The sequence below is a fragment of the Porphyromonas levii genome (assembly GCF_018206105.1).
GTDB lineage: Bacteria > Bacteroidota > Bacteroidia > Bacteroidales > Porphyromonadaceae > Porphyromonas_A > Porphyromonas_A levii.
The window spans coordinates 1-1059 of sequence record NZ_JADRGN010000086.1; the positions used below are offsets into that span (position 1 = coordinate 1).

A 1059-nucleotide genomic window follows, 5' to 3' on the forward strand; every position below is an offset into this window, starting at 1 on the left:
TTAGGGAAGGATGGGGTGTCTTTGCTGGGCATCAGTAAAGCTGCAGAGAAAAGAGGGTTGCACTCGCTGGGTGGTCGTGTTACTTTTGAGATGCTCGCTGCTGAAGCTCAGATGCCTTGCATTGCCCATTGGAATCAGAATCATTTTGTAGTTGTTTATAAGGTCAAGAGACTGCGTAAGGGTAATTATAGGGTCTATGTAGCAGACCCAGGGAAAGGGCTGCTGACCTATACCAAAGAGGAGTTTTGCGAGCATTGGGTCAGCACCAAAACCAATGGTGAGGAGAAGGGCATTGTCCTACTCTTAGAGCCAACTGACGAGTTTTACAGCCAAGAAGTGACTGAGGGTGGAAAGCTGGAGAAAGGCAATCGCCTCATCTTTCTATGGAGCTATGTCAAGAAGTATCGTAGGTACTTTGGTCAGATAATATTGGGGCTGCTGCTGGGGTCGCTGATACAGCTTGTTTTCCCATTCCTTACCCAAGCGATAGTTGATACGGGTATCGGGGGGCGAGACATTGGGTTTATCTGGCTAGTGCTTTTGGCTCAGCTGATGCTACTCTTTAGCCGTACGGCGATCAGCTTTATCCGCTCCAAGCTCCTACTGCATATCTCCACAAGGATCAATATCTCGCTGATTAGCGACTTCTTCATCAAGCTGATGAAGCTACCGATGAAGTTCTTTGACACTAAGTTGCTGGGCGACTTATTGCAGAGGATTGAAGACCACAGGAGAGTAGAGCAGTTCTTGACCTCCAATAGCCTCAATCTGCTCTTCTCCTTCTTTATCTTCATCATCTTCAGTATCGTTCTCGCGTACTACAATCTATTGATATTCGGAGTCTTTGCTATTGGTACACTGCTCTATGCGGGGTGGATTACTCTATTTCTAAAGAAGCGTAGAACCCTAGATTACAAATACTTTGAGCAAGCGGGGCGCAACCGCAATGTGACCTACCAGCTCATCAATGGCATGCAGGAGATCAAGCTACAAGGGTGTGAGCAACGGAAACGCTGGGAGTGGGAAGATGTGCAGGCAGACCTCTTTAAGGTCAATCTA

The 1059-nt window shown here is 47.3% G+C and carries 1 protein-coding gene; it reads left to right on the plus strand.

Features of this window, described 5'->3' with window-relative positions:
* Positions 1–1059, plus strand: a 1059-nt coding sequence (locus tag IX315_RS09580; RefSeq protein ID WP_244973143.1) for an ABC transporter transmembrane domain-containing protein, incomplete at both ends; no start/stop codon positions are given.